The following is a 22,171-nucleotide window of genomic DNA, read 5'->3' as shown; positions in this document are numbered from 1 at the left end:
AATATATTCCTATATCAGTTTTCAAAAACTGTTTTAAATAAGAAACACCAGATCATAAGAACTGGTGGTAAATTGATTTACTGTATTGCAAAATTAAATAATTTTATAAATAAAAAAAATACTTTAAATTAAAATTAATCCTTTCTGACAGGCAATTTCTGTTATTTAAAACAACAACTTCCTGAATGCCTCGGCAGCAAGATGTACCTGTACCGACCAGTCGTCAGCAGCATCACTGCCAGCATCATCCGAAATATATTTCAAACTTAGAAAAGGAATTTCCTCCTTCATCGCAATCAATGCCAGAGGATAAGCTTCCATATCCACTACATTATAATCTGTTTCTATATGATCCGTTTCAAAGCTGTCACCACTTCCGCATATCCCCTGTTGTACTCCATCCATTTTCAATCCGTATTCGAGGACAGGTGGAATTCCCGATAACGGAGTCTCATATTTTTTAAACCCAAGACCTCTTACGTCCATATCGCGCTGGATAAATTTTGTGCAACAAACAATTTCTCCTTTACCGAATGTTTTGCTCCCTGCGGAACCCAGATTAACAATTAGCTTCGGTTTTCTGGAATGGATTTCCCTGGTGAGTGCTGAGGCAGCATTCACCTTTCCTATTCCGGTGATCAGTTTATGGGTATCATTAAAAAGATCTGCGGCTTCAGATTCCAGTGCGAAAACAAAGAGGGTGCCTTCTAACGGATATGTATGCTCAGAATTAATTGCTATCATGAGTAATAATTTTTAGAAATAACGGATGCAAATGTATTTATTAAAAAGCATATAAAAAATCTGTGCAAATGGTTTTTTCTCACACTGTTCAAAACATAGTTAGATTTGGTGTTGTATGTAAAGACTCATCCCAAAAGGGTTGAGTCTTTTTATACGGATAAACAGTTAATCGTTTTTCCGCCAATTATTTCAACAGTTTTTTTCCAAGGTGAATGCTGTATAATGTAATCATTACTGTAATGACAAGGAATAAAGCTCCGATCCATGGTGTACTTTCTATCCCTAAAGATGATGTTACAATAAGCCCACCTGAATAGGATCCGATCGCAATTCCAATATTAAAGGCGGCAATATTAATGCCTGACGCCACATCCTGTGTTCCCGGAAGTTCTTTTTCTGCAATCTGAACGACTAAAAGCTGTAATCCGGGAACACTGGCAAAAGATAATGCTCCGAGGAAGAATAAGGTTATAATACTTAAAACCGGACTGTGAACCGTAAAGTAAAAAAGAAATAAAACCAGACCTTGTGCTATAAACATCCATAATAATGCTTTCAGGGGATTTTTGTTAGCTAACCTTCCTCCGATAAGGTTTCCCAGAGCAATAGCAATTCCATAAATCAGTAAGATCAACGTTACAACAGATTCTTTCAGCCCTGTAATTTCCTGCAGAATTGGTGATAGATAAGTGAAAACGACAAAGGTTCCGCCATATCCCATAGCTGTCATTAAAAAGGCAAAAATTAAACGTTTATTGGTAAGTACTTTTAACTGTTGTTGTAAAGAAGCTGTTTTTCCATTTTGTAAATGGGCAGGCACAAGAATCATACTGGCCAATAACCCGATAATTCCTAAAATAGCGACTCCGATAAAAGTTGCCCGCCAGCCAAAATGCTGTCCGATAAATGTTCCGAGTGGAACACCGGTAACAATGGCTAAAGTGAGGCCTGCAAACATAATCGATATTGCCGTAGCTCTTTTTTCCTCAGGAACTAAAGATGCTGCGATCGTAGATCCGATAGAAAAGTAGACTCCGTGAGCAAATCCTGTTAAAATTCTGGCTAAAATTAATGTAATAAATCCAGGGGCTATTGAAGCTAATCCATTTCCGATAACGAATAGGATCATAATGGAGATCAAAAGCGTTTTGCGGGGTACCTTACCTGTTAAAGCTGTCAAAACGGGAGCTCCTATGGCTACTCCTATAGCATACAAGCTTACCAATAAGCCTGCTGAAGGAATGGAAATACCTAAATCTCCTGCTACTGTTGGTAAAAGACCTACGATAACGAATTCTGTAGTTCCGATTCCAAATGCACTGATCGTTAATGCCCATAGTGCAGCAGGAAGGCCTTTTTTTATCTTTTGGGTGACTGTTTTGTCGGAAACAGCTATTTCATTCTGATGATTCATTGTATTATGTTTTTGGTTGTTCTTTTAACAGGACAAAGTTCCGATAAAATTTAGTATTATTAAAATTAGTTAAATAGTAGTTATTTATTATAATTATAATAGTTTAGAGGTTGAATTTAACCGGATCCGAATTTGTAATGATGAAAAAATATTGTTTATTTGTAGAAAAATACCGGTTAGTATCTAATGAAAAAATCTGAAGCCACCCGACTAAACATTCTCCAGAAAGCATTTGAACTGATTTATTCCAATGGATATCAGACAACAAGCGTAGACGAGATCATAGCAACCACCCAGGTTACAAAGGGAGCTTTCTATTATCATTTCAAAACAAAAGATGAAATGGGGCTGGCCATCATCAATGAATTGATGAAAACTACCTTTCAGGATACTTTTATTGCCCCGTTTAAAAATACGGATGATCCGTTGGATGCTGTATATCAATTGATGTATTCCCTTCTGATGGATAATGAGTTTTTAAAAGTAGAATACGGTTGCCCTGCTTCCAATTTCGCACAAGAAATGGCTCCATGGAATATAGAATTCACAAAAGCACTGAACAGTTTATCGGGCCAGTGGGAGGAGGCAATGATCCTGGCAATTGAGAAAGGCAAAGAAAATGGAACGGTTAGTGAAAAAGCAGATGCTAAAGGAATTGCAGTCTTTGTAATGTCGGGCTATTGGGGAATCCGTAATTTAGGAAAATTAGAAAACAATAAGTCAGTTTATCTTGTTTATTTAAAGCAACTTAAGGTTTATTTACAAGGCTTTCAATAATTTTTTTACTTAAAAACATACTAATTAGTATGTTTTATTATATCTTTGTCTGCGTATTAAAAACTACATATGTACCAGACACTTACTTTTCTGCATTCCATCTTCCGGTGGTTGGTTTTAATAAGCCTTATATATGCAATATTCAGAGCTTATAAAGGATACCGTTCAAACAGCAAATTCTCTAAAACTGATGATTCCGTGAGACACTGGACAGCAACGATTGCCCATATCCAGCTTGTTCTGGGAATTATACTATACTCCAAAAGCCCTATTGTCTCCTACTTCTGGAAGAATTTCAAGGTAGCTAAAGATACCGGTGACCTGTTATTTTTTGGACTGATCCACATTTCCCTAATGCTGATTTCTATTGTTATGATTACGATTGGCTCTGCCCTGGCAAAACGTAAAGAAACCGACAAGGATAAGTTTAGGACTATATTCTTATGGTTTGGCGTCGGATTGCTTATCATTCTTATCGCGATCCCGTGGCCTTTCTCCCCTCTTGCAAACAGACCTTATTTCAGATAATTATGACAGATTTACTTAAAACCAAAATCGGACGCCTGCGGATCCTTGCTATTCTTGAAGGGATCTCGTTATTAACCCTCGTTTGCATTGCTGTTCCTATGAAGTATGGAATGGAAAATCCTTCTCTAGTAAAGATCATGGGACCGGTTCACGGTTCTCTGTTTCTGCTTTTCCTTTTTAATACCCTGAGTGTAGGAGTTGAGCAACACTGGAAATTTAAAGAGACAACATGGAAAGTCTTAATAGCTTGCTTTATTCCTTTCGGAACCTTTTATATTGATAAAAAAATACTAAGCAAGCTATGAAGAACCTTCTTATTTTCTGGGGAATTTTGCTTGGAATTTATGTCATCTACCGGGTCTACAGATACCAGACTCTGGACAATGGTTTGCCCCAACTTATCAAAAGCGGAGCTGTTATCCTGGATGTACGGACAGAAAAAGAATATGAAACCGGCCATATTAATGGTTCCGTCAATATTTCTTTAGGAACAATAAGGGAAAGGTATATCGAATTGGATCCCAATAAAACGTATATCACCGTATGCTCGCATGGGCTCAGAAGTGTAAAAGCTGAAAGTATTTTAAAAGAAAGGGGATTTCTAAAAGTTTATAATGGTGGAGCATGGAGTGACTTGGAGAAGACCTTGAAACCGGATTAAAAAAAAAATCGAAAAGGTCCAAAAAGATCTTTTCGATTTAATATTTTAAAATCTTTATACTTTCTGCTTTGCCTCAGATAAGGTAACCAGTTTTCCCAAAGCACCGAATTCATGAAGGTCGCCAAAAACTTCTATCCTGATCGATTGATCGATCCCTCCTACTCTTAATGCATCATAGCCGGTATCATGAATTAGCTTTTCTACCTGAGGATCGATACTGGTATCGTCTGTAGCATAGAATAAGACTGCTTTTTCTGGAGATTGATATGCTGCGTTGGACAACGTTTCGGCACCTAAGGTTCCCAGTGCTTTAACTAATTTTGCACCATGAGGAAGATAAGATGCATTGATTTCTCCTGCTGATTCATTTTCTCCGATAACCTTCTTGAATCCTCCACTTTCTGCGGGAGCAATCGGATTGGACGGATCAACGATGATTTTACCCTCCAGATCTGCGGAATAGTCTTTCATAAATCCACTGATGGTCCCAAAAGGAATAGCAAGGACTAGAATATCTGCATTTTTTACAGCACCTGGAATATCACTTGGTTCAGCATTCCATTTTTCAGAAAGTTCCTTTGCTTTTTCTAAATTACGATCTGCAGCAATAAATGAGGTATTGGACTTTGAAAGATTTCCTGCTACTGCCTGACCGATATTTCCCAAGCCGATTACGGCTACTTTTGATGATGTTGTCATAATGATTTCTTTTTAAATTGATAAGACAAATATCCACCGAAAAATGCTCTGTTTCCAATGAACTGCATCAAGAAATACGATTGATCTGGTTTAAGATTTTGATTTTACCAGTCTGTTTCTGAGTCTGCTGAGAAATTCAGGTGTAATCCCTAAAAAAGATGCAATCTGTGTTTGTGACAGACGATTAGACAAATGGGAATACGTGTGCATAAAGAAAAGATACCGTTCTTCTGCTGTAGAACTTATGCTTTGCAACAATCTGTTTTGTAATGTGATAAAACTGTTTTCCAGCAAAACCCTGAAGATTCTGTCAAATTTGGGAGCATTTGTATACAAAGTAACTAAATCCTCCCGGGTGATCTGCAAAAGCATGGTATCCTCCAAGGCATCAATATTAAGTTCCGAAGGCTGTTTCTTATGAAAACTTCCAATATCATTGATCCACCAGTTTTCTGCAGCAAATTGGATAATATGAGTATGGCCTTTTTCGTCTACCTTATACATCCTGAGGCATCCCCGGACCACAAAATTAAAATGAGTACAATGATCTCCTGCCTGAAGAACATATTGCTTTTTCCTGTATAATCTGGGCTTGAAAAGTTCAGTTACAAGTAGGCGTTCCTCCGCATTTAAAGGAATGCGTTGGTTAAAATAATCAATTAATGGCTCTACTGAAGCTTGTCCGGGATTTTCTTTCATAAAATGGATTCGTATGACAAATTTACTATTCCTTTGCCAATTTTATCCATTGATCAGCAATATTTAAGGAAATCATAATTCTTATTCAGTGAGTCCCGTGCATTCCGGCAATAATACAACTGTGCAAATCCGTAGATTTTAGTCATTTTCAGGATGTAACCAGATTACTTTCTGTTCAGGCTGATGCTCGCGTCCAATGATATCCCGATACAGATCGGGCCGTCTCGCTTTAATATACCGGTGTCCTCCTGACTGGAAGAGTTTTTCAGAAGTGATCAAAGCAGTTGCAAAGCTATCTTCAAATGAGCGGCATTCTGCCAGAACATCTCCAAAAGGATCGATGATCATGGAGCAGCCATTTTTCAGCTGGTCATCATCCATTCCTATGGGATTGGAGAAAATAACGTAGATGCCATTGTCATAAGCTCTTGCGGGCAGCCATTTCATGAGCCAGTCGCGTCCTTTCATTCCATCAAACTCAAGGCGTAATGAAGTGGGATCGGCTTCCCGGTTTTTCCAAAGTTGAGCATCTACAAAACCGGCTCCCGGTCTTGAAGAGGGTGTACACATGGTAACATGAGGCATAAAAATAATATCTGCTCCTAAAAGTCTGGTAGCCCGTACGTTTTCAATAATATTATTATCATAACAGATCAAAATTCCGCATTTCCATCCATGAATATTAAAAGTACAATATTCCTGTCCCGGACTAAGATGGGGATTGATGAAAGGATGCAGTTTCCTGTATTTCGCTACCAATCCGTTCTTATCGACACAAACGTAGGCCTTGAAAAGGTTATCATGCTCATCTTTTTCAAAAAGACCGGCTAATATGGTAATGTTAAATTTCCCTGCGATTTCCTTTAGTTTCTGTATACTTTTGCCTTTCGGAATGAATTCGGCAATATCGAGCATTTGTTCCCTGTTTAGTTTTCGGGCAAATGTATATCCTGTGATTGAACATTCGTGAAAGGCAATAACGTGTGAACCTTTATGGGCAGCTTCCTCGCTTAGCTTTTCTATGACTGAAAGATTGTATTCTTTATCTCCACTTTTGTTTTCGAATTGCGCGCTTGAAATTTTTAGATTGGTCATATTTTTTTTCAGCAAAGCTATAAGCTTGAAGTATTCCGGAATTGTAAAAATCCGCCATTTTCTCTGTGGCGTTTTTATCTTAAAATAAAATTAATAGTTAAAAAAAACACGTTCATTATATCCAGCGAGTAGAAAATGAATTGTTACTGTTTTTTATTTATTGTGCTTTAAATTGCTTTCAATGAAGCTCTATAAAATTAACAGCTAATTTATTCTTCGTTGTAAGATATTGTCCGGGAGTCAGGCCAATGATGTTTTTAAAATCTTTGATCAGGTGTGACTGATCCGTATACCCTGCTTCATAAGAAAGACTTGTCATGGTAGTGTTTTTAGTGGTATTCTTCATAAGACCCAAAAAGTGATGAAGCCGTATGATGGTATTGTATCTCTTAGGGGATAGCCCAATATGGTTTTCAAATGTCCTTTCGATATGCCTTTCGGAATATCCCGTAAAGCGTTCGAGCTTTTTTAAAGATACCGTTCCTTTATTTTGTAAAAGATATTGCTGGGCTTTTATCAGCCAAAGCTCAGACATATTTTTTTTGGAAATCAGTTTTAAGAAGAAGAGATCCAAAGCATTGATTATCGATTGCGGATCATCTTTTTTATAAAGACTTTCCTGGAATGGTAGGAGCTGATTTTTTAAAATATCAGTTGCAGAAATGATTTCATTTTTAGTTTCTTTAGCAGGCACACCAAAAAGAAGATTGAAAAAATAGGGCTGAAAAACGACTGCCAATAAAGAAAACTCCCCTTTTGTATAAAGATCTTTGTAGACAGTTGGCTGACCATAAAAAAAGATGAGGGCAGGTTTTGCTTTGAACTATCGGACATATTCATATCGGGTGATAGGATAAGCCCTGTATTCCCGTCAGCAAATAAACGCAGGTCTTTATGATCTTTTTCAGTGTTTTTTAAAAAGATGTAATGTTTGATAAAACCGGATAATTGACTGGAAGGAGAAACCTGCATGATCCAAAATTAGGTAAAAATAACTAATAAAATATGCCATCCCGGAAACGGTGTATCCAATTTACATAGTCTGCTGCAAGAGTTTGAGTGATGAAAACAAGCAATCAAAGCCTTGAATATGCTTATACCATTTCATTTATAATTTAAACTTTTTAACGATCCATGGTAACGTTAAACCTTGTCCTAATAAGGAGATCAAAACCACAACGACAGATAAAAAGATAATTTCATTACGCATCGGAAACGGTTCTCCTCCATTAATCGTTGTTGGAAGACCTAATGCAATGGCTAAAGAAACGATTCCGCGCATTCCCGACCAGCTAAGAATAAAGCTCGTTTTGGAGTCGAACAAAGCTTCTTCGCTGATTTTTCTTTTACCCTGAAATGCCTTTTGAAGGTTAAATTGCTGCAGATATACCCTTGCCATTCTGATCAGTAAGGTTACAATCACAATAATAGCAGCATAACCCGCGTAGGTCCATACCTGGATTTGAGGCATTTTCTTCAAAATAACAGGAAATTCCAGTCCAATCAATAAAAAGATCAATCCATTGAGTAGAAAAATAATGATATCCCAGAAATTACGGGATTGTTCCTTTACATGATCAGGAAATTTAATCCTGCTCAGTTTAGACATTCCCAAACCTAACATAACAACAGCAATTACCCCGGAAACTTTGAAATGTTCTGCAATAAGATAAGTTACAAACGGCATTAAAAGGATCAGGCTGTTTACAACCATGGCATCTTTACGGAAGAAGGCAATAGCGAATCTTAATGCTATAAAAATAATCCAGCCAATAAGAAATCCTCCTCCTAGTACACATAAAAATTCAATGGACGCTTTCCAGGTTACAAAAGCTACTCCTGTTACGGCAGCTACGGCAAAACGATATGCTACCAACGCAGAGGCATCATTGATCAAACTTTCTCCTTCAAGTATAGTCATTGTTTTATGGGAGAGACCTAATCCCTTTGTTACGCCTAAAGCTGCCACAGCATCGGTTGCAGATAGAATAGCACCTAAGACAAAAGCCAATGGCCAGGTCATTCCGGGAATTAGGTAATAAGCCAGCACAGCAATACCTGCAGTAGTCATAAAAACAAGTCCTATAGCCAGTGTACCTATTGTATTGAGATTGGTTTTAAACTGCTGAAATGAGATATTAAATGCTGCATCATACAATAAAGGAGGTAAGAAAAGCAACATAATGATCTCCGGATTGATCTCAACCTCTGGCATAGCGGGAACAAACCCTATCATCACCCCGGCAATTAAAAGCAGCATGGGGACGGGAACCTTAAATTTACCGGCTAAACCGGACACCCCGATCATCAGGGCCATAATTACTAAAATGACTGCATAGTTCTCCATCAGGTTTGTTGTATTTCAGAAAATGTATCGTTTTAACTGTTTGTTGAGTGTATAAAAGTAACAAATATTATTTCTGCTTATCAAAAGTCCTTTCATTTTCTTTGTATTATCCAAGACCAGAGGAAAATTTATTTTAGAAGAAGGGGAAAAAATATACCACAAATACAAGTTTTTAATAGACTTGATATCTTGTATTGGAAATTATGGTTAGGTTTTTGAAGTGTAATACCTGAAATGAATTATCATTTTATTCAATTTTCTTAACCAATCACTTAAAATATAATATTATGTCAACAAAAGATCTTGTCCATTTGGAGGCAATCAAAAAGATTCAGGAACTTTCGACGAAAGCAAGAATTTGTATGTTTTGTACAGAACTGGAAACTGTTCCTGTTAATTCCCGTCCTATGACTTTACAGGAAACGGATGACAGCGGGAATTTATGGTTTATAAGCAGTGAAACCAGCAATAAAAATTTTGAGATCAAAGAAGATCGAAGAGTCCAACTATTCTTTATGAATAATGATGATTCCCAGTATCTTTCCGTATACGGTGAAGCATCTGTATACAAGGATAAAGCTACAATTGAGGAAAAATGGTCTACAATGGCAAAGGCCTGGTTCGATGGTAAAGATGATCCTAATGTGACCATTATCCGGGTGGAACCGAAAGAAACTTATTACTGGGACACTAAGGCTGGAAAACTGGTAAGTTTGTTAAGCTTTGTTGCTTCTGCCGTTACAGGAATCAAGACCAATAATGCTGATGGTGTGGAAGGCAACGCCAGCATTTGATTATAAAAAGCAGACCGATTTGTCGGTCTGCTTTTTTATTATTTTCCTTCTCTATTAATACAGGTTTTGACCTGTTTTCATTTTATTTTTTCACATCTTCCAGCGATGCTCCGAAATTAATATGAAGTACATTCCCGTTAGGAGTAATTAAAGCAGGTACAGACTTTACACCAGCTTTTTCTGCAGCATCAATTCTGTGCCTTTCCTCTCCAAGATGTACAACTTCTATATTGTCTTGACCGATCAGGTTAAAGATATCGTGCTCTGCACTGACACATACAGGACATCCCGCATGATAAAAAACGGATTTTTTCATTTGATTAATTTTTAAGGTTATTAATAATATTTTTTAACTCTTTTATTTCATTTTCCTGCAAGGGTTTTAGAGGACTTCTTAAGCAGCCTCCATCTTCACCCAGGATATTTAAACCAGCTTTAATCGCTCTCGGAAGTCCTTTGGAAACAATAAACCTGAGTAATTCCACCTGTTTATAAAAAATATCCTGAGCCTCCTGTAATTCGTTATTTTCAATGGCCTTGTACAAATCTATATTCAGTTCAGGAATTAAATTAGGAGCTGCAGTACACCATCCTCTTGCACCAGCTGCAAATGCAGCAAGCGCCAACGGGTTCGATCCGTTATAAAAAGCGACATCTTCTCCAAGCTCTTTTCGCAGGTAATGCATTCTTTGGATATCACCTGTGCTTTCTTTAATCATAGTAACATTGGGGATTTCCAACAACCTTTTCAGTAAGGCCGGGGACATATCTACTCCACCGGTTGCCGGATTATTATACGCCATAATGGGTATTGATATTTTACCGGCTACTTTATCATAATGAGCAACGATTTCGTCGTCTGTTAATTTCCAGTAACTCATTGGAATGATCATTACAGCATCAGCTCCCGCCTTTTCAGCAAATTGTGCATGATACGTTGTTTTTTCAGTGGTTAAATTAGAAACACCCACCAGTGTCGGGATCCTTCCCTTTACCTGCTTTAGTGTTGCTTCCGTTACAGCCTCTTTTTCTTCATCTGATAAATACGGCAATACACCGGTACTTCCCAAAGGTGCAATACCGTTACTTCCGGAAACAACAAGTCTTTCGACTAACTTTTTGAAAAGAGGGAGATCTACTTTTTCATTTATATCAAATGGGGTTATAGGATAGGCAATGATCCCTTTAAATGGAACATTTTTCATGTATTTCTTCTTTTTAATGGTAATTTGATTTTACAAATCTCTTCCTTCTTCCTCTCTCAATGCTACTCCCAGGTTTTGTAATTGCGGAGCATTTTCACAGGCAATGTATTTTGCAGGTTCGGTATCACTAAGGTTTTGATGCTTGTGCCATCCCCACGATGGAATATATACAGCATCTCCGGCCTGCCATTCCACTTTTTCGCCTTCTATTTCCGTCCACCCTTTTCCTTCTATAACATAAAGAACGGTTTCATAAGTATGACGGTGCCTGTTGGTTTGCTGCCCGGGTAATAATCCTCCAATAGTCATGCTTACATTTTTACTGGGCAGATCCACAAAGAAAACAGGATGTTTTCTTTCTGTTGAAAACTGATTATGCTCACCAGCTCTTTCTACATTTTTATGAATGAGATGACTGGGTTTTTGGAATTCTGGTCTTGCAAAAGTTTTATGAAAATCTTTTGAACTGAATTTTTCATTGTCCATGATGTAAAATATTTAATGTTTTTTGCATTATTGCATAACAAAATTATTTTATATTTGGACCAGTTAACTGATTCAGTTTTTATAAAAACAGGTAGTCCAGATGTTGCGTCCTTGGAAATTAGAATTTAAAATCGATAAAAAAAGCTCAAAAGCAGTATATCTTCAGATTGCAGATACCATCATAGCAGATATCCGTTCCGGAAGATTAAGAGCCGGAGATGTACTTCCGGGCAGTCGTATTCTGGCCTCAATGCTTGAAGTGAACAGAAATACAGTCGTTGAGGCTTACCAGGTTTTGATTAATGAGGACTGGGCAATCTCTAAAGAGCGTAAAGGTATTTTTGTTTCTGACAGATTACCTTCTTCATTTGAAATTTATCCCGTTGATACCAAAGCCCGTATAAATGATCATATCCCTTATGCAGATCCTTTTATCATTGATTTTGATGACGGGCATCCAGACAGTAAAATAGCTCCTATTACTGAATTGGCCAGAGCTTACCGTCAGATATTCGACAGGAAAGCCAGATGGCAGATGATGGGATATACAGATGTTCATGGCGACATTGAATTCCGGAGAGCAATTTCCCGGATGCTTAATCACCAAAGAGGAATGGATACCACTGAACATGAGATTTCCATAACCCGGGGAAGCCAGATGGCCATGTTTCTTACTGCAAAAAGCCTTCTAAATCCCGGAGATTATGTAGTGGTTGAAAATCCAGGATATAAGCCTGCCTGGAAAGCAATTGAGCATACAGGAGCCCAACTTTTGCCCATCTCCGTAGATCAAGAAGGTATAATCGTGGAAGATCTTATTCAAATTCTGAAAAAGAACAAAAAGATAAAAGCGATATATTTGACGCCTCACAGACAGTATCCTACAACCGTTACTTTAAGTCTCGCTAGAAGGCTAAAATTAGTAGATCTTTCTAATGAATATGGCATTACGATAATTGAAGATGATTACGATAATGAATTTCATTTTGGTTACCGTCCCATCCTTCCCCTTTCAAGTTTTGCAGAGCTAGACAATTATGTATATATAGGGACAATGAGTAAAGTTGTTGCTCCGGCTTTAAGAATAGGCTATTTAGCAACCAAGGACACTTTATTGCTTGAAAAGATCGGAGAATTGAGGAAGATTATTGATGTACAAGGCGATGTGATTATGGAACAGGCTGTTTTGGAGCTGATCAAGGAAGGAGCGGTACGGAAACATATTAAAAGAGCTACTATTCATTACAGGAATAAGAGAGATTTTGTATACCGGCTTTTAAAACAATATATGGCGGGTTGTGCGGATTTTAATTTACCAGATGGAGGACTTGCTTTCTGGATTACACCTAAAGCAGAATTGAATTGGGATATAGTAACTGATTTGTTATTAGATCATAAAATTAAAATAATTCATCCCAAGCATTATGGTTTTGATCAATATATTAACGGATTCAGACTCAGTTACGGTTCTCTTTCAGAGGAACAGCTGGATCAAAGCATTAAGGTTATCGGGGAAATATTGTCCGGTCAACATCAAGGAAGCTCTCCCGCTTAGGAAAGCTTCGTTGATTATTATTTTTAAAATGCTTTTTTAGAAATTTTTAACTAAACCTATTCCCACATTTCCCTGCTGATAAAATGGCATTACCATGGTTTGAGATCTTTCACTTTTTCCTCCTAAAAGTTTATTGATTTTAGGATAAAGCCAATAAGCCAATTCTGTAGATAAAATACCAAAACCAGCGCCACCTACCACATCTCCGAACCAATGCTTATTATTCAGCATCCTGTAAACTCCCGTAAAAACAGCAAATGAATATCCGGAAACTCCCAACCAGAAATTAGTATCCTTATATTCCCGGAACATAAACTGGGCCGAGGCAAAAGCCATTGCAGTATGGCCGGACGGAAAGGAAAGGTTGTTCGACCCGTCAGGTCTTTCTTCTTTTGTGAGATGTTTAAGGGGCAATGTAAAGGCGGAGGAAATAAGTAAAGAAGTACAATAAATAATACTTCTGTCCCTGAAATTATGCTGTCCTCTAATTCCAATGGCATTTAATCCGTATACCAGAGCTGCTGGTGCAAACTGGGAATAATTGTCCAGTTTTATAGGATCAGGCTTGTGCTCACTGATTTCATATTGTGTTGAAGAATTAAGCTGTTTGAGTCCTTTAATACTTAAACTGGCTACACCATAGGTAATTAATGTCGCGGGTATGATTAGTTTTTTATAAGAAAACTGATGATTGGCCTGATCCGTATTCAATGCAACAGGAGAAATTATACTGTCTTTAACTTTGTCCACAGCTATACTATCCTGAGCAACAACATTCTGAAAGCATATGAAAATTAAAATGATGCCTGCAATTAAACCTTTCATTTGAATTATATTTGAAATTAAAATTTATAACTATAGCCTAGTCTGATGACCTGAGTTTCATAATAATCGTCACTTGTATACCTGAATCCACTACCCTGGATTTGTTTTTTCATGACGAGGGTGTTAAAAAGATCAGTTGCATTTAGAAAAACTTCACCTTTTCCGTTTTGAATGGATTTTTTTACTCCAAGGTTCATTGAAAAACGACCTTTGACTTTTCCTTGTGGAATAATATCCGGTGCAAGATAAACTGCTGTAAGCTGAGCATTAATGCCTTTAGAAAATTTAAAGGTGTTATTGAATTTTATATTCCCTGAAACAGCAGTTTGTTTCTCCGCTGAAAAAGTATTGGGTTGAGGATATAAATTTTCCACCGTAAAGGCGTTGATCTGATTCCTGTACACATTTCCATTGATATTGAATGAATAAACCGGGGAAATCTTCTGATTCCAGATGGCTTCAATCCCGGAATTATAACTTCTTCCTGCATTCTGGAATACGGCATAAATCAAATTACTTCCGGGAACAATACTGGAGATCCTGGTAATTGTTCCGTTTGAAAAACGATGATAGACTGAAGAATACAAATACCCACTGTCCCAATTGTATTTATGCCCCAGTTCAATTGAGTTCGCAAATTGCGGGCGTAAACCTGGATTTCCAACCTTGATAATTTCAGCATCATCATACTTTGGAAATATCCTGATGTCAACCTCATTAGGACGGTCTACCCTTCTGTTATAGAATACAGAAAACTTATTGTGATCATTAAGCTTATAAGCCAATCTCAGATTAGGAAAAGGCTGGGTATAATTATATCCGTTACTTGAATATGTAGGATGATTGGGATTTACATCATACTGAATTTTTACATACTCCATTCTTAAGCCCAGTTCTGCTTCCCATTTTTTATTTTCAAAGACATAGTTACCATATACTGCCGGAATCAGTTCTTTATAGTTTGCCCAGCCTCCTGCATTGGCATCAATTACAGAATTGGTCCCCGGGATAAAATTCATATTCGTCGGTATATTTCTGTTTCTAAGCTTGATTCCAGCCTCAATACGTCCATATTTCAAAGGTTTCACATAGTCGATATTGAAATCATAAACCTGTTCATCGGAAAGAAGTTTAAATGCATCTGTTCCTGCTGAAGAAGGCAGAAAATTATCATAGAAATATTTTTCATCTTCCCTGTGGAAAGTATAATTGAAACCTATATTAAGCAGGTGACCAGCTTCTTTAAATTTATGCTGGTAAGAAGCCGTAGCCATTACCGTAGTTTTTAATTCATCCTCTAAAAATTGCCACAAGCGTAAACGCTGTGAAAAGTCTCCGTTAAAAAAAGGCTGATCTCCACGATCTTTTATTTTTTCACTTCCGTAAAGCCCTGAAATTGTCAATGTATTCTGGCTATTGATATTCCAGTCTATTCCTGCTTTTGTAGTCAGAAAATTGGTATTTCTGTTTCTTTTCAACTGTGAGTTGATAACCGTTCCATCATCATATATTCTTCTTACATATTCATTTTTGTTAAGGGTCTCGGTATAAAGGTTATCCGCCTGTAAAAAAGCATTGATCTTATTTTTTCTGTAATTCAGGGAAATCGATGGATTGATCTTGGGAGTGGTTTTGTATTGTGGGCGTATCGTAAGAAGATTTTGTTTTCTTTCCCATAAAGATCCGAGCCCCAGTGTAAGGCCTGCTTTTCCATTCCAACCATTCTGTTTGTTTTTCTTCATGATGATATTAATGATCCCCGCATTCCCGTTAGCATCATATTTTGAAGAGGGATTATTAATGATCTCAATCTTATCAATTGCCGAGGAGGGAATATTATCCAATCCGGTCTGGCTTCCGAATCCCGTTAAAGCAGTTTGCTTTCCGTCAATCAGAACAGTCACCCTATCATTTCCACGAAGCTGTACTTTTCCATCCTGTACTGTTATTCCCGGGAGATTCTGCATGCTTTGCAATACAGAACCTCCGGCTTGGCTGATATTATCCGCAACAGAATAAGTTTTCTTATCAAGCTGGTTGCTCACTTCATTTTTTTTATCACTTGTAAGCATAATCTCTTCTATTTTTGTTTCTTTATCATTAAGATGCTGTCCAAGCTCAACGGGAGGAATATCCAGAAACTCTGAAAGGCTACCCACAAAAAGAGGCTGACTATACGTATCATATCCGGATATTGAAACTTCAATCTGATAATTTCCGGGTTTTACTTCCGTAAGGGAATATCGTCCTTCTTCATTGGTAATTGTTCCCGATACAAATGCATTGTCTTTTGATGATTTTAAAATAACGCTGGTGTAAGGTAATGCAGCTTTCCCGGTATTCGTTACGAGGCCGGAAACAGTTACAGATGACACCTGGGCTTTGATCACTGAAGAAAACGATAGAATGATGAACAAAAATAACAACCTGAATTTTCCCATTATTTCTAGTCTTTAATTTCCTTTAAAAATTTACCGTTGGCGTCAAAGATGATGTCCATTCCATTCACTTCTGCTTCGTAAGTAACCACCCCTTTTGAATCTGTTATTTGAGCAGCTTCTTTTATAGAGGATTCCGGATATTTTTTAATGATAAACTGTTTAATGGGAGCAGAAAGTGATTGTGGACTGATCAGCTTTTCAGTCTCAATAATGTTTCCTGTTGCATCCAGCAGAGCTGAATAAGAAGTTCCTTTAGATGTAAATCCCGCTTCAAATTTCCCTTTTTCTTTTTCCCATTTTACATGATGAGCGTCTGGAAATTTTCGGGTGAACGAAGATTGTACCTGAACCGGGACATCTTTTTGGATCTTTTGTGCATGAATCATGGCTGCGCCTACTATAAATGCTATTAAAATTCCTGATTTTTTCATTGTATGATAGTTAATTAAAGATACAATGATCGGGTATGATTTAGAATAAATTTAGAAGATGGGATTACAGGGGTTTATTTTCTTGCTTTTTATGAGAAATAAAGATCATGAAAAGTAATAGTCCCAGGGAAACCAATGACGCATTGAGTGTTCCCAGATCAAGTCCTCCCTTTGAAAGAGGTTTGGTCAGGAAATCACCAAAGGTAGCACCAAACGGTCTTGTAAAAACAAATGCAATCCAGAATAGCAAAACATGATTGATTTTGGTATGATAATGCAGGAGAACTACGACCAGGATAATGATACCGGTAACCCAGGCTCCCGTTAAATAACTCAATCCCAGATTGTCACTCAGGAAGTCACCGAATGCCGTTCCGAGACTATTTGAAAAAAGAATACTAATCCAATAATAGATCTCTTTGCTTCTTTCAAAAACAGGATAAACCTCAAGATTCTTATATTTTCGGTACCATAAGAAAAGCGTCGTTAATAGTCCTGCAACTAAAATTAAACTGCCTGCAAGGTATCCTGCTTTTAAAGTCCGGTCAATAAAATCAGAAATTTCAGTACCTAAAGTAGTGGTTCCTATGATTACCAGCCAGTAAACAATGGGAATATATTGCTTAACCGTTAATTGGATTGAAATAGTGATGATAAAAAGGCATAAGGTAACAAGAATACCCATCGTATATCCGAGATTGAGGGTCATGGATATAAAATCCCCGAAAGTTTCACCCAGGGTCGTAGCCGTTATTTTCATCAGCCAGAAAAGAAGCGTGACAGAAGCTACTTTATTAATCGTTTTCATTTTTTCATTCAAAGTTCCTGATCAATTTGGAAGAAATTTAGAATGAAAGAATAGATTTATGGCATCCGCATCATACCTTCGGGATTATTAGAAATTTACAGAAAAAATGTGATGATGATGCTCAAAATGATATGTTATGGTCCACCGTTGATGATTACAAATCTCTTTCACAATAGCCAACCCAAGACCACTTCCATTAGTGTCTGTAGAAGCTTTTGAAAACCTTTTAAATAGAGACTCTTTCTCCAGTTGAACAGATCCTGAATTGGAAATGACCAACTGTTTTTCGGAAAGCTTTACATAAGCTGTTCCATTATTTGGGGTATGCCTTACCATATTGATCAGAAGATTATTGACCAGCGTTTCAGCTAATGTATGATTTCCATCAATATATACTTCTTCAGTGATTTCTGAACGAATATGTATCTGCTTTTGATCAAAATACTCCTGAAACATATCTAAACTTTGGTGGAGAATTCCACTCATTTCCAGGTTTTCTTTTTGAGCAAACTGACGGTTTTCAATCTTAGCCAGTAATAAAAGATTCTGATTGATTCTTGAACTTCTGGTCAAAGCCCTGTTGATTTCTTCTATGATTTCATATTGCCTTTCCGTAAGATCCCTGTTCTGCAATAGAACATCCAACTTATTTTTGATAATAGCCAAGGGGGTTTGCAGCTCATGAGAAGCATTTTCCGTAAATTCCTTCTGAGTTTTATAAGCTGAAACATTATGTTCTATCAACTTCTTTAAGGATTCGTTCAGTTCTTCAAATTCTGTAATATCAGTGCTGGTAAAATCGATGGTATTCTGACTATTCAGATTGAAAGTTTTTAGTTCTTCCAATGTATTTCTGAAGGGCTGCCAGATGGAACGAGAGAGTCTTCTATTGAGGAATAAGAGTCCCACAACAATAAGAACAAAGAAAAACACAGTAATGGCAGCAATAACAGCTATTGTTTCATGTGATTCTTCAATATTGGTTTCTACTGTAAAAAGAAATGGTTTATGATTGATATAAACCGTTTTTTTTAAGCACCGGTAGCGTTCGACCTCTGGCTTTTCAGAAAAAGTTTTCTTTTTCTCTACTGTAAATGTAACGTCTTTTTGCGCGTCATTACCTGAAACATATTCAATATCAGTTCCTGGCTGAATCTTGTTCCAGAGGACAATGCTTTTTTCCAGCTCACTATCCGAAAGTTTTAAGCGGTTAAAGCTATAAGCCGTTTTCTCTACAATGGTTATATTATGCTCATCCAGTTCACTTTTCCAAATAGTATCCACTACCCAGTAATAAATGGGGATACTGATGACCAATACGATAAGAACGTAGATCAGGAAAGGTTTTGTGGTTTTACTTAGTAAAGGTTTCAAAGTTCGGGGAAAATAAGCATTATATTATTAATCATGAGGTTTACTTTATCTGGACCGAATTTCAGAATCCGGAAAATTTTACATCATATTTTTAATATCTAAGTTCTAATATCTGTCTCCTAATCTTCCTCTTCCCATTTATAACCTGTTCCATATACTGTTTTCAAATAATGATTACATCCTGCATCGTAAAGCTTCTTCTTTAAATTTTTAACGTGGGCATACACAAAATCGTGATTATCAAGCATATCAGCAAAATCACCTGAAAGGTGTTCAGCCAAAGTACTTTTGGAAATTACTTTATTTTTATTACCTATAAAATAGATTAAAAGATCAAATTCTTTTTTGGTAAGCGACACGACGGTATTATTAATGGATACTTTTTTAGCCAAAAGATCGATAAGGAGCTCACCTTGGCTGATAACATTAGAATTATTAAACTGTTTTCTGCGGATAATAGAATATATCCTTGCCAGAAGCTCGGAAAGATGGAATGGTTTCGTCAGATAATCATCTGCTCCCATTTGTAATCCGTTGATCTTATCATCCAAAGCATTTTTTGCAGAAATAATAATGACTCCGTCCTGTTTGTTTTGCTTTTTTAGTTCTTCTAAAATTTTGAGCCCATTGCCATCGGGAAGCATGATATCCAAAAGGATACAGTCATATTGAAACATTTCTACTTTCCTTGTTGCTTCAAGAAAAGTAGTGGCAAACTCACATAGGTAATCCTCTTCCGACAGATATTCAGAAATGCTTTTGGCCAGCTCGGTTTCATCTTCTATGATCAGAATTTTCATGGGACTAATTTACATATCCAATTTTGAAGAAATTTTGAATAAACTAAAATAGTGCTAAAAATCCGAAAAAATAGAAAACATTAATCAGGGATTTTCGTCATGAGCCATGTCAACGGGTTTAGATTCTGGTGACCCTTTCTCCCTAAGCCAGATGGATAGAATAACAAGAGAAAAAACAGCCAGAAATTCGCTTTGCCAATTCTGAAATGATTCAAACCAGAAACGGGATTCCGTTATATAATCAAATGCTGTAATAACAGGTTTTTCCTTGGAGATCTGCTCCGTATTGTACTCTTTGAGACTACCGTAAAAATGCAGTGCAAAGCTTAAGAGAAATAAAATGGCAAAGGCAATGGATAGAGAATGCTTATATATCGTTAACCAAATGCCTCCTTTCTTCACAGGCCATGGGGCTTTTGGATGTGGGACAGGCTCTTTGTCCACATCTTCTTTTTCTTCCAGGGATTTGGATTCACTGGAGCCCTTTTGTCTAAGGGAAATCGTCAGCAAAACATAGATCATCATTTGGAGGAATTCACTTTCCCAGTTTTCAAAAGTCGCCTGAATGAAATGACCGCTGTATACATATTCACTCAGGCTCAGAGTAGCACTTCCTTCCTCCATTAATTCTTTATTCTGAGTATTCCAGCCGGTTAAAATCTGCCCCAAAAGACAAATGAGCATTAAAGAAATTAAAACAATACTCAGACTATTCCGGTAAAAGAAATTATTTTTTGACATGACCGTAAGTTTTAAAATTAAGATTCTATTCTTTGCAAATCCTTCACGGCAGGACCCGTAAGAAGCTTACCATTAACATTAAAACGGGATCCGTGACACGGGCAGTCCCAAGTGATCTCTGCACTATTCCATCTTACTTCACATTTTGCATGCGGGCAGGTACTCTTTACCATATGTAAACTCCCTCCTTTCTCTTTGTACAGCGCATAAGATTCTCCTTCGTATCGGATCACCTTGGCTTCACCGTCTTTAATCTCCGAAAGTGAAGTTATTTTTTCAGTGAGTAATTTGTCTTTAATAAAATCAAACATTACAGTTGCCTGCTCTTGTACAAAAGTTGAAAATCCAGCGATCGGTTTGATCCTGCCGGGAGAAAAAAGCTGCTCATATTTATTAGATCCTTTTACAATTAAATCACTTAAGATCTGTGAGGTAATCGTTCCGAAGATCATCCCATTTCCCCGAAACCCCGTTGCTGTATAAATACGACCTTTACTTCCCGGCAATACTCCGATATAGGGTAAGCCATCTACCGGCTCGTAATACTGACTGGACCAACTGTATTGAGCTGTCCCCACGTCAAAATACTGACGCACATAATTTTCAAGCCTCGAAAAACATACTCCTGTATCATCAGAATGTCCTGTTTTATGGTCTTCCCCACCTGCAATTAGAAGGTTTTTCCCATCGATTTCCTGAATCCTGTAATAATGATACGGATCTACCAGATCATAACCAAGATCTTTCGGGTATGAATCACCTTTTAAGGTAAATGCAATGGCATAACTTCTATAAGGTGCATTCATAAAATGAAGCTGGTTAATCCCTGGAGGAATGTGAGTGGCATAAATTACATGTGTGGCATTGATTATGCCTTTCGATGTATGCAACCTCACCATATCGTCAAACTCCTCATGGCTTTTACAAAGGCACTTTTCGATAAACACACCACCGGCCGCGATAAAAGCTTCGGTAAGTTTTTTTATATATTTAACCGGATGAAATTGCGCCTGATCAGGAATAATTGCCGCTGCTTTAAACGGGATGGGAAATGGAATATCGTTAATAGAATCAATACGATGTCCTACTTTTGAAGAGCCTTCTATAATATCAGCGAGTTTCTTCTCCTGCTTTTCATCCAGAGCAAAAAGATAGCCGGTTTTCATCTCAAAATCGCAATCAATATCAAACTCATGGATATTGTTTTTAATAATATGAAGTGCTTCTATTCCTACATTTTTTAAGAGTATGGCATTATCTAATCCAAAATCTTTAATAGCTTCAGCATAGGTGGTATCAAAGAAATTGTTCAGGTGAGCAGTGGTGCCTCCCGTTGTTCCAAAGCCAATATTGGAAGCTTCCAGGATAATACACTTTTTGCCGGCCTTTTGCAGACGCATTGCTGTTGAAATACCAGTAATACCGCCACCTACTATGGCTACATCATACAATGGATCTGTATGGATTTTAGATGGGAATTTCCTGATTTCTTCCTGCCATATACTTTTTCGTACGCCGTCTCTAAACATAATAGATGTTTTAAGTTGTTATTCCAAAATATCAGATTTGTTTCAATTACTTATTAATGCACCCTACTTTTTAAGAATGATGGTGTCGTTTTCGACATCCGGACTTTTATATTTTGCCTTTGGCTCATCTTCTTCAAGATTGCATCTGCATGAAACCGTAGAAAAGAGACAAAAAATACCTAAAAGGATCGTTGCTGTTGTTTTCATAATACAAGTTT

Annotated in this window: 25 protein-coding genes and 1 pseudogene; 6 read left to right on the top strand and 20 right to left on the bottom strand. The window is 37.2% G+C overall.

Annotation, left to right across the window (positions count from 1 at the left end; genetic code table 11):
* Window positions 1-165: 165 nt before the first annotated feature.
* Window positions 166-744: a 5'-methylthioadenosine/S-adenosylhomocysteine nucleosidase family protein gene (locus MTQ00_RS05115; protein WP_273647974.1), complete on the bottom strand. Its 579-nt coding sequence runs from the start codon at window positions 742-744 to the stop codon at window positions 166-168.
* A 184-nt stretch (window positions 745-928) separates the two neighbouring features.
* Window positions 929-2,158: an MFS transporter gene (locus MTQ00_RS05110; RefSeq protein ID WP_273647973.1), complete on the bottom strand. Its 1,230-nt coding sequence runs from the start codon at window positions 2,156-2,158 to the stop codon at window positions 929-931.
* A gap of 186 nt (window positions 2,159-2,344) precedes the next feature.
* Between MTQ00_RS05110 and MTQ00_RS05105 the strand changes: the two genes are divergently transcribed.
* From MTQ00_RS05105 to MTQ00_RS05090, 4 genes are all read left to right on the top strand, one after another.
* The gene (locus MTQ00_RS05105) at window positions 2,345-2,935 is read left to right on the top strand and encodes a TetR/AcrR family transcriptional regulator (RefSeq protein ID WP_273647972.1); all 591 of its coding nucleotides are present in this window, start codon (window positions 2,345-2,347) and stop codon (window positions 2,933-2,935) included.
* A 69-nt stretch (window positions 2,936-3,004) separates the two neighbouring features.
* Window positions 3,005-3,463, top strand: a complete 459-nt coding sequence (locus MTQ00_RS05100; protein WP_273647971.1) for a hypothetical protein — start codon at window positions 3,005-3,007, stop codon at window positions 3,461-3,463.
* Window positions 3,464-3,465: 2 nt separating this feature from the next.
* Window positions 3,466-3,768, top strand: a complete 303-nt coding sequence (locus tag MTQ00_RS05095; protein WP_172282849.1) for a DUF3817 domain-containing protein — start codon at window positions 3,466-3,468, stop codon at window positions 3,766-3,768.
* Window positions 3,765-4,124, top strand: coding sequence for a rhodanese-like domain-containing protein (locus MTQ00_RS05090; protein WP_273647970.1), 360 nt, complete (start codon window positions 3,765-3,767; stop codon window positions 4,122-4,124). Before MTQ00_RS05095 ends, MTQ00_RS05090 begins: the two co-directional genes overlap by 4 nt.
* 54 nt (window positions 4,125-4,178) lie before the next feature.
* On the opposite strand, the gene MTQ00_RS05085 is transcribed toward MTQ00_RS05090, so the two are convergent.
* From MTQ00_RS05085 to MTQ00_RS05065, 6 genes and pseudogenes are all read right to left on the bottom strand, one after another.
* The gene (locus MTQ00_RS05085; protein WP_273647969.1) at window positions 4,179-4,823 is read right to left on the bottom strand and encodes an NADPH-dependent F420 reductase; all 645 of its coding nucleotides are present in this window, start codon (window positions 4,821-4,823) and stop codon (window positions 4,179-4,181) included.
* Between the two features lie 90 nt (window positions 4,824-4,913).
* The gene (locus tag MTQ00_RS05080) at window positions 4,914-5,522 is read right to left on the bottom strand and encodes a Crp/Fnr family transcriptional regulator (RefSeq protein WP_273647968.1); all 609 of its coding nucleotides are present in this window, start codon (window positions 5,520-5,522) and stop codon (window positions 4,914-4,916) included.
* Between the two features lie 138 nt (window positions 5,523-5,660).
* Window positions 5,661-6,617, bottom strand: a complete 957-nt coding sequence (locus MTQ00_RS05075; protein ID WP_273647967.1) for a nitrilase family protein — start codon at window positions 6,615-6,617, stop codon at window positions 5,661-5,663.
* A 178-nt stretch (window positions 6,618-6,795) separates the two neighbouring features.
* On the bottom strand, window positions 6,796-7,152 hold the full coding sequence (locus MTQ00_RS22265) for a helix-turn-helix domain-containing protein (RefSeq protein WP_337249981.1): 357 nt from the start codon (window positions 7,150-7,152) through the stop codon (window positions 6,796-6,798).
* Window positions 7,153-7,338: 186 nt separating this feature from the next.
* Window positions 7,339-7,589: pseudogene (locus MTQ00_RS22260) on the bottom strand (DUF6597 domain-containing transcriptional factor); the annotation flags it as partial.
* A 136-nt stretch (window positions 7,590-7,725) separates the two neighbouring features.
* On the bottom strand, window positions 7,726-8,964 hold the full coding sequence (locus tag MTQ00_RS05065) for a Na+/H+ antiporter (RefSeq protein WP_172282861.1): 1,239 nt from the start codon (window positions 8,962-8,964) through the stop codon (window positions 7,726-7,728).
* Window positions 8,965-9,251: 287 nt separating this feature from the next.
* On the opposite strand from MTQ00_RS05065, the gene MTQ00_RS05060 reads away from it, so the two are divergent.
* A complete protein-coding gene (locus MTQ00_RS05060; protein WP_273647965.1) occupies window positions 9,252-9,758 on the top strand; it encodes a pyridoxamine 5'-phosphate oxidase family protein in 507 nt (168 codons plus the stop codon).
* Window positions 9,759-9,840: 82 nt separating this feature from the next.
* Here the strand turns inward: MTQ00_RS05060 and MTQ00_RS05055 are convergent, their stop codons facing one another.
* From MTQ00_RS05055 to MTQ00_RS05045, 3 genes are read right to left on the bottom strand one after another with little or no spacing between them, the layout of a single operon-like run.
* Entirely contained in the window at window positions 9,841-10,074 is a 234-nt protein-coding gene (locus MTQ00_RS05055; RefSeq protein ID WP_172282865.1) for a thioredoxin family protein, read from the bottom strand.
* A gap of 4 nt (window positions 10,075-10,078) precedes the next feature.
* The gene (locus MTQ00_RS05050; RefSeq protein ID WP_273647964.1) at window positions 10,079-10,963 is read right to left on the bottom strand and encodes a dihydrodipicolinate synthase family protein; all 885 of its coding nucleotides are present in this window, start codon (window positions 10,961-10,963) and stop codon (window positions 10,079-10,081) included.
* Between the two features lie 30 nt (window positions 10,964-10,993).
* Window positions 10,994-11,449 (bottom strand): cupin domain-containing protein, encoded by a 456-nt coding sequence (locus MTQ00_RS05045; RefSeq protein ID WP_273647963.1) that lies wholly within the window; start codon window positions 11,447-11,449, stop codon window positions 10,994-10,996.
* A 100-nt stretch (window positions 11,450-11,549) separates the two neighbouring features.
* On the opposite strand from MTQ00_RS05045, the gene pdxR reads away from it, so the two are divergent.
* Complete coding sequence (pdxR, locus tag MTQ00_RS05040; RefSeq protein WP_273647962.1) at window positions 11,550-13,004, top strand: MocR-like pyridoxine biosynthesis transcription factor PdxR; 1,455 nt, start codon at window positions 11,550-11,552, stop codon at window positions 13,002-13,004.
* Window positions 13,005-13,040: 36 nt separating this feature from the next.
* On the opposite strand, the gene MTQ00_RS05035 is transcribed toward pdxR, so the two are convergent.
* From MTQ00_RS05035 to MTQ00_RS04995, 9 genes are all read right to left on the bottom strand, one after another.
* A complete protein-coding gene (locus MTQ00_RS05035; RefSeq protein ID WP_273647961.1) occupies window positions 13,041-13,829 on the bottom strand; it encodes a phosphatase PAP2 family protein in 789 nt (262 codons plus the stop codon).
* Window positions 13,830-13,846: 17 nt separating this feature from the next.
* A complete protein-coding gene (locus MTQ00_RS05030; protein ID WP_273647960.1) occupies window positions 13,847-16,270 on the bottom strand; it encodes a TonB-dependent receptor domain-containing protein in 2,424 nt (807 codons plus the stop codon).
* Window positions 16,271-16,275: 5 nt separating this feature from the next.
* Complete coding sequence (locus tag MTQ00_RS05025; RefSeq protein ID WP_273647959.1) at window positions 16,276-16,701, bottom strand: hypothetical protein; 426 nt, start codon at window positions 16,699-16,701, stop codon at window positions 16,276-16,278.
* 64 nt (window positions 16,702-16,765) lie between these two features.
* Window positions 16,766-17,509, bottom strand: a complete 744-nt coding sequence (locus MTQ00_RS05020) for a COG4705 family protein (protein ID WP_273647958.1) — start codon at window positions 17,507-17,509, stop codon at window positions 16,766-16,768.
* 87 nt (window positions 17,510-17,596) lie between these two features.
* Window positions 17,597-18,883 (bottom strand): sensor histidine kinase, encoded by a 1,287-nt coding sequence (gene porY / locus MTQ00_RS05015; protein WP_273647957.1) that lies wholly within the window; start codon window positions 18,881-18,883, stop codon window positions 17,597-17,599.
* Window positions 18,884-19,002: 119 nt separating this feature from the next.
* Complete coding sequence (locus tag MTQ00_RS05010; protein WP_172282883.1) at window positions 19,003-19,683, bottom strand: response regulator transcription factor; 681 nt, start codon at window positions 19,681-19,683, stop codon at window positions 19,003-19,005.
* Between the two features lie 84 nt (window positions 19,684-19,767).
* Window positions 19,768-20,424: a DUF6766 family protein gene (locus MTQ00_RS05005; protein ID WP_273647956.1), complete on the bottom strand. Its 657-nt coding sequence runs from the start codon at window positions 20,422-20,424 to the stop codon at window positions 19,768-19,770.
* 17 nt (window positions 20,425-20,441) lie between these two features.
* A complete protein-coding gene (locus MTQ00_RS05000; RefSeq protein WP_273647955.1) occupies window positions 20,442-21,953 on the bottom strand; it encodes an FAD-dependent oxidoreductase in 1,512 nt (503 codons plus the stop codon).
* Window positions 21,954-22,016: 63 nt separating this feature from the next.
* On the bottom strand, window positions 22,017-22,160 hold the full coding sequence (locus MTQ00_RS04995; protein ID WP_273647954.1) for a hypothetical protein: 144 nt from the start codon (window positions 22,158-22,160) through the stop codon (window positions 22,017-22,019).
* Between the last annotated feature and the right edge of the window lie 11 nt (window positions 22,161-22,171).

This window comes from Chryseobacterium sp. B21-037, from assembly GCF_028570785.1.
In the GTDB taxonomy this organism is placed as follows: domain Bacteria; phylum Bacteroidota; class Bacteroidia; order Flavobacteriales; family Weeksellaceae; genus Chryseobacterium; species Chryseobacterium proteolyticum.
Note: the sequence above shows the minus strand (reverse complement) of the source record. Positions and strands in the feature narration are given on the sequence as shown.